The sequence below is a fragment of the Stackebrandtia sp. genome (assembly GCF_035643755.1).
GTDB lineage: Bacteria > Actinomycetota > Actinomycetes > Mycobacteriales > Micromonosporaceae > Stackebrandtia.
Genome location: NZ_DASQPW010000171.1, coordinates 18,363 through 27,447 on the forward strand (window position 1 = coordinate 18,363; position 9,085 = coordinate 27,447).

Below are 9,085 nucleotides of genomic sequence, written 5' to 3' on the forward strand. Positions count from 1 at the left end.
CCCTGCTGCCGGGACCTTTAAGGTTGCGCGTCCCTGGCATTCGTGGGGCCCGATTCCCCCAGTGAATTTGGGTTCCGCCCGCCTCACCGCCGAGCAGATCGAAGATGCGGCCTTCCGTGGGACTGTCCCAGAAATGGTGTTGTGACGGAGGTGCTCGCTCGGACTGGTCCGAGCGCGGCCCGTCGATCACATGGTGGATATCGGCTGCGGTGTGCTGTCGGACAGTTCGGTATTCGCGGTGCGGCCGAGTCGTACCGCGGTGACCACGATCAGCGTCACCGCGCTGAGCCCAAAGATGATGTGGCTGGCCAGCTCGATCGTGAGCGACGCGGCCACGAGCATGTGCGCCCGCGGGAAGGCCAACCATACGTAAGTGAGTAGCGCGACAGCTCCTCCGGCTCCACACGAGCGCGCGAAACATCAAGCGGCGCTTGCTTCGCTTCGGAAGTCGCCTCGTCGATGCTTTCCACATCGGCCCGGTCGGGGTGCTCGGCGCACAACTTCGCCATCGCCACCCGCGGTCCGTAGACCTAATCGAACCGCGTGATCGCCTGCTGGCGACGCTGCCGCCCGATCACCGCGGCATCAGCTTCTGCCTCACACGGCTGCCGTGATGCGGCCTCGCGCGACGCCTGCAAACCGAGCTCGGTCACGGTCAACAGCGCACTCTCCTCGCCGTCCACCGCGACCTGCTGCACCCCCAACCGCCAACGCCGCGACAAGAAACTGACTCACCACATCAGACACCCGTAAACTCCCTACACCGACTCACTCAAACCGGCACCGCCCACCCGCGCCTGTCCCGAACCGTCGTCACGAGTTCACGCGGCCTCATCGAGGGCGCTAGTTGTCGCAGTTCTACTCCGAAGTGGACCTCAACGTGGGTCGCCCCATCGCACGTCCACCTTTACCCGCATGGGTGATGTTTCGGGCCAACTTTGCCGCCTGGTGTTGGCTGGTCCTGCTATCAAGATGCTGTCACGGGCCTGGTTTTGACCACAGAGGACGGAACGATGCGGGCTTCTTGCCTGCGAATGTGCGAGCGCCCCATGCGGGGCGCGACAAACATGGGAAACTTCCTGAACAGGTAAAACTCTCCGGGCGGCTGACCGTCAAGGCCGAGTTCCGGCTGGAGTGACATCCGTCAGCGGTGGAGATATCGATCGTGTTCTGTGACCTACTTCCACAGGTCAAACGTTCGCAGGTCAGTGTTCGTGGCCCGTCGCCAAGCACCGGGACACAAACTGACTCTCGCGCGGTTGGCGCATGGCTCATGTGGTCGGGGGCTTGGCGGCACCGGCCGAGGGTCTCCGCCATGGCTTTTGGTGTCGGCAGACGCCGCAAGGTCGCACACCGGCGGGACCGCCTCGCCAACCGTCCTGGTGATCAGACGAGTTCGAGTCCACCATCGACGGTGATGACCTGGCCGGTGACCCAGGTGGCGCCGGGGTTGGCCAGGTGCAGCACCCAGGCGGCGGTTTCGTCGGGTTCGCCCCGCCGACGCAGCGGGATACGGGCGGCCTCATCGCGTTTCACTGTCGCGATGGCCTCGGGCGGCAGTCTCGCGGCCGACAGCGCTTCGCTTTCGACGGGGCCGGGAGCCACCGCGTTGACCCGGATGCCGCGGGGCGCCAGTTCGAGCGCCCAACTACGCGTGAGCTGCTCCAGTGCTGCCTTTGAAGCGGCGTAATGCGAGATGTCGGCGCCGGGTCGGTGCCCGAAGGTGCTGGAGATGTTGACGATCGTGCCGCCGGTTGCCTCCAGATCGTCCAGCGCGCGCCGGGCTAGCAGGCTCGGGGCGACGACATTGGTGGACAAGATCGCCTCCATGCGTTCGGTGTCGGCCTCGGCCAGGGGCATGACGCGCAGAATCCCGGCATTGTTCACCACGACATCCAGGCGCCCCCATCGTTCGCGCGCGGCGGCCACAATGATTCCGGCCGCTTCGGTGGCGCGGATGTCCGCGGGATGCGGCACGATCCCGTCGGCGAGGGCGGCGGTGTCGTCCAGGGCGGCGGCGCGGCGACCGACGGCGAGCACTCCCGCGCCGTGCCGGGCGAACCCGACCGCGATCGCCCGCCCGATACCGGATCCCGCGCCGGTCACGATCACGGCGCGCCCAGAAAAGTCCTGATCTGTCACGTACCACTCCATTGTTCGCTGTTCGTCGAACATCGAACAATACCGTTAGAATCGCGTAATGAAAACCGCCGTTCACCCGCCTGCGGATCAGATCAGCCTCCCCCAGGTCCTGGCCGCGCTGGCCGACCCGATCCGGCTGGGCGTGGTGCGGCTGCTGGCCGACGGCAGCGAGCGCGGCTGGAACGAACTGCGCGCGCCCATCGCCAAATCGACCCTCAGCCACCACATGAGAGTGTTGCGGGACGCCGGAATCACGCGCACCCGGGTCGAGGGCACCCGCTGCTTCGTCCGGCTCCGCGACAAGGAACTGGAATCCCGATTCCCCGGACTTGTGTCCACGGTGATCGGCAACGCCGAAGACGTCGGCACGGACGTCACGCTGAGATAGGTCGGCCCCGCGAATCATGACCGCGGCTGTTGCCCGCATGACCTCGACAGGACTTGACCGGGCCGTCGGGGATTCATGATGGCGCTTACGTTGGCGTCGAGCGGCAGTGGTTACTGTTGCCGCTCATGCGCGGCGGCGACGCGTTGGTGCCGCATGTATGCGGCGGCCTGTCGTCGGCCTGTGAGGTGGCGCGGTGATCACGAGCGCCGTACGGATAATCCACAGACGAGGAAGGTAATCGTCGGGAATACGGCAGTGGGACGTGTCACGTTCCGCGCTTAACGCCGCCGAGCATCGTGATGGATGCGTCCATATGGGACTGCTCGGTGGATTCGATGTGATCAAGACGGATGACCTGATCGGCGGCGAACATGGCGTCAGCTCCATCGGCCAGACAGGACAACCCCCTGGGGTGTTCGCCCTCCGCCGGCTTGCTGATGCGGTCGCGCAACTTGGTGGCTGTGTCGCCGTACAGGTCTCGGTGCCCGGTGATGGCGATGCGAGCTTCACAAAGGGCGGCGAGTTTGGTGTCCAGGACGGAAGCGCTGGGCGTGCCGAAAACGGTTGTCTTCAACGTACGCGTGGTGCCTGAGCTGCCGGCGTCGGCAAGCGCCACATCACGTCGGCAGCGCCAGCGTCGTTGATTGTGAGGACATTGACGGGGCTGTGAAGTCCTCGGGCGAAGGTGAAACCCCGCCCAAGCGTTCCCATGTTTGTGGCGCCCCATGCAGGATTCGAACCTGCGCTCCCGCCTCCGGAGGGCGGTGCTCTATCCCCTGAGCTAATGGGGCCGATATGGCCTTGATGAGGCTATCAGGGTGGCGTGGGAGGGCTCCAGCGGGTATTCGGGGGCGAGGGGTTCGGGAGGGGGTAGGAAACGTCGATTTCTCAATACCTTGGGGTCCCGGACGGATCGAACCACAACATGTATGATCGCTCGTGCCGTGAGGCGATGGTGCGGGATGGAGATTTCGTGCCGGGTTGACAACAGAATCCACCGAGCGTTTCCGCCGTCTTGGGTGGCGGGGGCGTGGGCTGCGAAGGGGACGTGAGGAACGTGAGCACTACGACAGTCACACCACGTGAGGTCACCATGGATCGGCTGAGCGAGGCGGTTCGACGGGGCGCGGAAGGGTTGGGGGACGTCGATTCCGCCGAGGTGATCGGGCCGGTGGTGGCCGGGGCCTGGCCGGGGGCCGGTGAAGGGGAGTTGTGGTTGCGGGCGGTGGAGGTGGCCGCGTCGTTGGTGGCGCGGGAGCCGGGGTATGGCCGGTTGGCGGCGCGGTTGTTGAGCGGGTTGATCGGGGAGGAGGTCAGGGGGGCCGGTGTGGGGTCCTTCAGCGGGTCGATCGCGGCGGCCAGGAAGGAGGGGCTGATCGCGGATGCGTTGGGGGAGTTCGTGGCCGACAACGCCGAGGACTTGGACTCGCTCGTGGACGCGGGGGCGGATGATCGGTTTGAGTACTTTGGACTGAGGACGGTTTACGACAGGTATCTGTTGCGGCATCCCGAGAGTCGGTCGGTGTTGGAGACGCCGCAGCAGTTCTTCTTGCGGGTCGCGTGTGGGTTGTCGGAGTCGGTGGGGGAGGCGCGGCAGCTGTATCGATTGTTGAGTTCGTTGTCGTTCATGTTCAGTTCGCCCACATTGTTCAACGCGGGAACCCGGCGGCCGCAACTGTCGTCGTGTTTTCTGTTGGACTCGCCGCGGGACGAGCTGGAGTCGATCTATGAGCGGTACTCGCAGGCGGCGCGGTTGAGCAAGTACGCCGGCGGGATCGGGATGTCCTGGTCGAAGATCCGCAGCCGCGGGTCGTTGATCCGGGGGACCAACGGGCACTCGAACGGGATCGTGCCGTGGCTGCGGACGCTGGATTCCAGTGTGGCCGCCGTGAATCAGGGCGGGCGGCGCAAGGGTGCGGCGTGCGTGTACCTGGCGACCTGGCACGCCGACGTCGAGGAGTTCTTGGAGCTGCGGGACAACACCGGGTCGGAGGATCGCCGGACGCACAACCTGAACCTGGCGAACTGGGTGCCCGACGAGTTCATGCGGCGGGTGGAGGCGGACGAGCAGTGGTCGCTGTTCGACCCCAAGCGGGTGCCCGAGCTGGTGGATGCCTGGGGGGAGGAGTTCGAGGAGGCGTATCGGGCGGCCGAGGCCGCGGGCAAGGCCGTGCGGACCGTGCCGGCCCGGGAGCTGTACGGGCGGATGATGCGAACCCTGGCGCAGACCGGCAACGGGTGGATGACCTTTTCGGACATCGCTAACCGGACGGGGAACCAGACCGCCAAGGCGGGCAACGTGATCCATCTGTCCAATCTGTGCACCGAGATTCTCGAGGTGACCAGCGACGCCGAGACCGCCGTGTGCAACCTGGGGTCGGTGAACCTGGCGGCGCATTGCACGGCCGACGGGTTCGACTTCGACGGGTTGGCCGAGACGGTGCGGACCGCGGTGACCTTTATGGACCGCGTCATCGACTTGTCGTACTTCCCGACCGCGGAGGCCGAGAAGTCGAACCAGCGGTGGCGGCCGATCGGCCTGGGGCTGATGGGTTTGGCCGACGTGTTCTATCGGCTGCGGTTGCCGTTCGACTCCGACGAGGCGCGGGCGCTGTCCACCAGGATCTCGGAGCACATCGCGCTGGCGGCGTACGACACCTCGGCGGGGCTGGCGGCTCGACACGGGGCGCACCCGTCCTATGAGGATACTCGGGCGGCGGGCGGCGTGCTGCACGTGGACCACTGGCCGAGCGCGACCATCACCGCTGCGCGCCAGTGGGACGCGGTGCGCGCCAAGGTGGCCGAGCACGGGCTGCGCAACTCGCTGATGATCGCGATCGCGCCGACGGCGACCATCGCGTCCATCTCGGGCTGCTCGGAGTGCGCCGAGCCCGTGGTGTCCAATGTGTTCAAGCGTGAGACGCTGTCGGGAGAGTTCCTGCAGGTCAACAAGTTCCTGGTCGCGGACCTGAAGGAGCGCGGACTGTGGACCAACGAGCTGCGCGAGGAGATCGTGCGGGCCGAGGGTTCGATCGCCGGGGTCGCCGCGATTCCCGCCGACCTGAAGCGGCTGTACCGCACCGCGTGGGAGCTGCCGCAGCGCGCGCTGATCGACCTGGCGGCGGCGCGCACGCCGTTCATCGACCAGAGCCAGTCGTTGAACCTGTTCATGGCCGCGCCCACCATCGGCAAGCTGTCGTCGATGTACGCCTACGCCTGGCGCTCGGGCATCAAGACCACGTACTACCTGCGTTCCCGCCCGGCCACCCGGATCAATCAGACCACTGTGGCCAGTGCCGCGGCGACCGTCCCCGAGCCCGAGGCGATCGCCTGTTCCCTGGAAAACCCCGAGTCCTGTGAGGCATGCCAATGACGACCATCGACACCACCCGCCAGACGCTGCTGGACCCGGGCATGAACCTGACGCTGCGGCCCATGCGGTACCCGGACTTCTACGAGCAGTATCGGGCGGCGATCCGCAACACCTGGACGGTGGAGGAGGTCGACCTGGCCTCCGACCTGCCCGACCTGGCGAAGTTCAGCGAGGGCGAGCGGCACCTGGTCAACCGGCTGGTGGCGTTCTTCGCCACGGGCGACACCATCGTGGCCAACAACCTGGTGCTGAACCTGTACAAGCACGTCAACGCTCCGGAGGCGCGGCTGTACCTGTCGCGCCAGTTGTACGAGGAGGCCGTGCACGTCCAGTTCTACCTGACGCTTCTGGACACCTATCTTCCCGACCCGGAGGATCGGGTGAAGGCGTTCGCGGCGGTGGAGCACATTCCGTCCATCAAGGAGAAGGCCGACTTCTGTTTCAAGTGGATCGACTCCATCGATGAACTCAACCAGCTGAATACGGCGTCGGATCGGCGGGCGTTCCTGCTCAACCTGATCTGCTTCGCCGCCTGCATCGAGGGGCTGTTCTTCTACGGCGCCTTCGCCTACGTGTACTGGCTGCGGTCGCGCGGGCTGCTGGACGGGCTGGCCACCGGCACCAACTGGGTGTTTCGCGACGAGTCGTGCCACATGAACTTCGCGTTCAGCGTCGTGGACGTGGTGCGCTCGGAGGAACCCGAGCTGTTCGACGACGAGCTGACGGCCTCGGTCACGCGAATGCTGGAGGAGGCCGTGGAGGCCGAGCTGCGGTTCGCGCAGGACCTGTGCGGGGACGGGCTGGCGGGCATGACCGTGGCGGACATGAAGTCCTATCTGGAGTACGTCGCCGACCAGCGCCTCACCCGCCTCGGCATGCCCGCCAGGTACGGCTCGGCCAACCCGTTCGGGTTCATGGCCCTGCAGGACGTCCAGGAGCTGACGAACTTCTTCGAGCGTCGACCCACCGCCTACCAGGTGGCCGTCGACGGCAAGGTCGACCTGGACGAGGATTTTTAGGTCGCCGACGCCGTTAACCTTGCGCGATGACGTCCAACGCGCAGTTCCACGACCGGGGCCGAGCCGACGTGCTGGCGGGCAGGCTCTCGTGTGAGACCCCGCCGGTGGACGGCGGCCCGCGCTGGGGACTCAGCGCGGTGTTCCGCCCCACCGGCCCGGTCGCGGAGGAGCTCGCGGCGCTGGGCCGCGAGGCCACGGCGGTGGCGGGGCCCGGGCATTGGGTGCACGGGCCCCGCGCCATGCACACCACGCTGCGCGCGCTGGAGCCGCACAGCACCAGGAACATGGTCGCCGACGCGCGGGTGGGGGTGTACGCCGAGGCGTTGGCGGCGGCGTGCCGGGGTTTCGCCCCCATCGAGCTGGAGTTTCGCGGGATCGCGCCGCACGGCGGCGGGGTGATGGCGCAGGGAATTGGTCGGCCGCAGGGGTTTCCCGCGTTGCGGCGGCGCTATGTGGACGAACTCGACGCCCGCGGTGTCGCCCACTATGAACAAGGTTTCGTCCGCGACATCTGGTACGTGTCGCTGCTGCACTTCGCGGCGCCGGTGCCCGACCCCGCGGCCCTGGTGCGGTGGGGAGATCGGCTGCGCGACCGCCCGATCGGCACCGTGATGTACGACGAGGCCGAGATCATCCGCTGGCACCTCATCGACGGCGCGATCACCGCCCAGAGCCTGTTCTCGGCCAAACTGGACGGTTGAGCGTCGTTGAAGGGTTATGGAGGTCAGACGTAACATCCGCGCCAGGACCACCTGACGGCGAGGAGTCGAAGATGGCAGCGCGGACGCGAAGGTTCCTGTTGGTGGCGGGGTTGGTGGGCGCGTTGACGGTGGCACCGGTTTCGGCGGCGCACGCGGCCTACGACGATCCGCTGACCAAGACCGACGGCGCGGGCCTGACGTGGCACGCCACCTCGGCCGCGGCGATCCAGAAGCTGGACGACGCGCTGCCGAACGTGGACGTGGCGGCCGTGCTGGACAGCGCGAATCATCCGATGACGTCGTGTACGTCCACCGAGGCCAAGGCGTTGCCGATCAAGCCCGCCTCGACCGTCCATCATTGTTGGGACTCAGGGGATGCGGGCACCACGGCCTGGGTGCCGCAGGGGATCACCACCTCGGGCGACGCCGACGACGACGGGGCGTGGGGCGCCGACAGGGCGATGTTGTCGGGTTGGCACTACAACCACCACGACCCCGCCGACGACAGCCAGTGGAACGGCAACAACGACCGCTACAACGACGCCCGGGTCGCCTTCATCGACTACAACGACCCGAAGGCGCCAACGTATCGGTGGGTGTACCTGGTGGTACCGCGCGACGGCGGCAACACCTTCTCGGCCGCCGAGGGGCACACCGGCGGGATGGTCTGGTACGGCGACAAGCTGTACGTCACCGAGGTCGGCAACCGGGGCACCGCGATCCGGGTGTTCAGCATGTCGCACATCCTCCAGGCCAACTCGGCGGCGTCCGACCAGATCGGACAGACCGGAGGCGAGTACGCCGCGTACGGGTATCAGTATGTGATGACGCAGGTCGGGCGGTACGACTACGCGGGCGGCACGTGCACCATGGACCACGACGATCAGGTGCCGTGTTTCGCGTCGATCTCCCTGGACCGCAGCACTTCCCCCGATTCGCTGGTGTCCACCGAGTACTTCTCCGACCAGTCGAAGCGGGGACGCCTGTATCGCTACGCGATGGGCGCCGACTATCTGTTGAAGACCGACGCGGGAGGCACCGCAGCCTCGGTGGAGGCATACCACAGTGGAGTCGGGAACATGCAGGGAGTGTTGTCCCGCAACGGAAAGTGGTACGTGGCGCACAGCTCGATCGACAAGTTCGGTCAACTGTGGGCGCAGAACACCAGCTCCAGCGTCTCGGCGCGGTGCGGCAGCCCCGCCACGACCCAGTGCTGGGCCAAGCATCCCGAGGCGCTGACCTACAACGTCGCCTCGGATCTGGTGTTCTCGCAGACCGAGTGGGCGCCGTCGGATTGTTCGGGCAGCGGCCAGGAGTGCGGGCGGGTGGTGTTCGGGGTTCCGTTCGGCGCGTTCGGTTAGCCCTTGGCGAAGGTCAGGTTGCGCGCGAAGGCCGTGAAGCCCAGGGACTCGTACAGGGCGCGGGCCGAGGGGTAGGCGGCGTCGCCGCGGGCGCACACCAC

9 protein-coding genes and 1 tRNA gene are annotated in these 9,085 nt (G+C 66.8%); 5 read left to right on the forward strand and 5 right to left on the reverse strand.

What is annotated here, in order from left to right:
- Positions 1–186 precede the first annotated feature (186 nt).
- The 3 genes from VE172_RS12940 to VE172_RS12950 form a co-directional block, all read right to left on the reverse strand.
- The gene (locus tag VE172_RS12940; RefSeq protein ID WP_324802219.1) at positions 187–336 is read right to left on the reverse strand and encodes a hypothetical protein; all 150 of its coding nucleotides are present in this window, start codon (positions 334–336) and stop codon (positions 187–189) included.
- Between the two features lie 194 nt (positions 337–530).
- Positions 531–698 (reverse strand): hypothetical protein, encoded by a 168-nt coding sequence (locus VE172_RS12945; RefSeq protein ID WP_324802221.1) that lies wholly within the window; start codon positions 696–698, stop codon positions 531–533.
- Between the two features lie 688 nt (positions 699–1,386).
- The gene (locus tag VE172_RS12950) at positions 1,387–2,175 is read right to left on the reverse strand and encodes an SDR family NAD(P)-dependent oxidoreductase (RefSeq protein WP_324802223.1); all 789 of its coding nucleotides are present in this window, start codon (positions 2,173–2,175) and stop codon (positions 1,387–1,389) included.
- 25 nt (positions 2,176–2,200) lie between these two features.
- Here VE172_RS12950 and VE172_RS12955 point away from each other — a divergent pair, with 25 nt between their 5' ends.
- Positions 2,201–2,530, forward strand: coding sequence for an ArsR/SmtB family transcription factor (locus tag VE172_RS12955; protein ID WP_324802225.1), 330 nt, complete (start codon positions 2,201–2,203; stop codon positions 2,528–2,530).
- 265 nt (positions 2,531–2,795) lie between these two features.
- Here VE172_RS12955 and VE172_RS12960 read toward each other — a convergent pair whose 3' ends face one another.
- Together VE172_RS12960 and VE172_RS12965 are read right to left on the reverse strand one after the other, a co-directional pair.
- Entirely contained in the window at positions 2,796–3,104 is a 309-nt protein-coding gene (locus VE172_RS12960) for a hypothetical protein (protein ID WP_324802228.1), read from the reverse strand.
- A 142-nt stretch (positions 3,105–3,246) separates the two neighbouring features.
- A tRNA-Arg gene (locus VE172_RS12965) sits at positions 3,247–3,321 on the reverse strand.
- Positions 3,322–3,623: 302 nt separating this feature from the next.
- Between VE172_RS12965 and VE172_RS12970 the strand changes: the two genes are divergently transcribed.
- The 4 genes from VE172_RS12970 to VE172_RS12985 all read left to right on the forward strand — a co-directional run bounded on the left by VE172_RS12970 (position 3,624) and on the right by VE172_RS12985 (position 8,984).
- On the forward strand, positions 3,624–5,903 hold the full coding sequence (locus VE172_RS12970) for a ribonucleoside-diphosphate reductase subunit alpha (protein WP_349258360.1): 2,280 nt from the start codon (positions 3,624–3,626) through the stop codon (positions 5,901–5,903).
- Positions 5,900–6,922 (forward strand): ribonucleotide-diphosphate reductase subunit beta, encoded by a 1,023-nt coding sequence (locus VE172_RS12975; protein WP_324802232.1) that lies wholly within the window; start codon positions 5,900–5,902, stop codon positions 6,920–6,922. The genes VE172_RS12970 and VE172_RS12975 overlap by 4 nt, the downstream gene beginning before the upstream one ends.
- A gap of 26 nt (positions 6,923–6,948) precedes the next feature.
- Positions 6,949–7,623, forward strand: a complete 675-nt coding sequence (locus tag VE172_RS12980; protein WP_324802235.1) for a 2'-5' RNA ligase family protein — start codon at positions 6,949–6,951, stop codon at positions 7,621–7,623.
- A gap of 71 nt (positions 7,624–7,694) precedes the next feature.
- Positions 7,695–8,984 (forward strand): hypothetical protein, encoded by a 1,290-nt coding sequence (locus tag VE172_RS12985; RefSeq protein ID WP_324802238.1) that lies wholly within the window; start codon positions 7,695–7,697, stop codon positions 8,982–8,984.
- Positions 8,985–9,085: the final 101 nt, after the last annotated feature.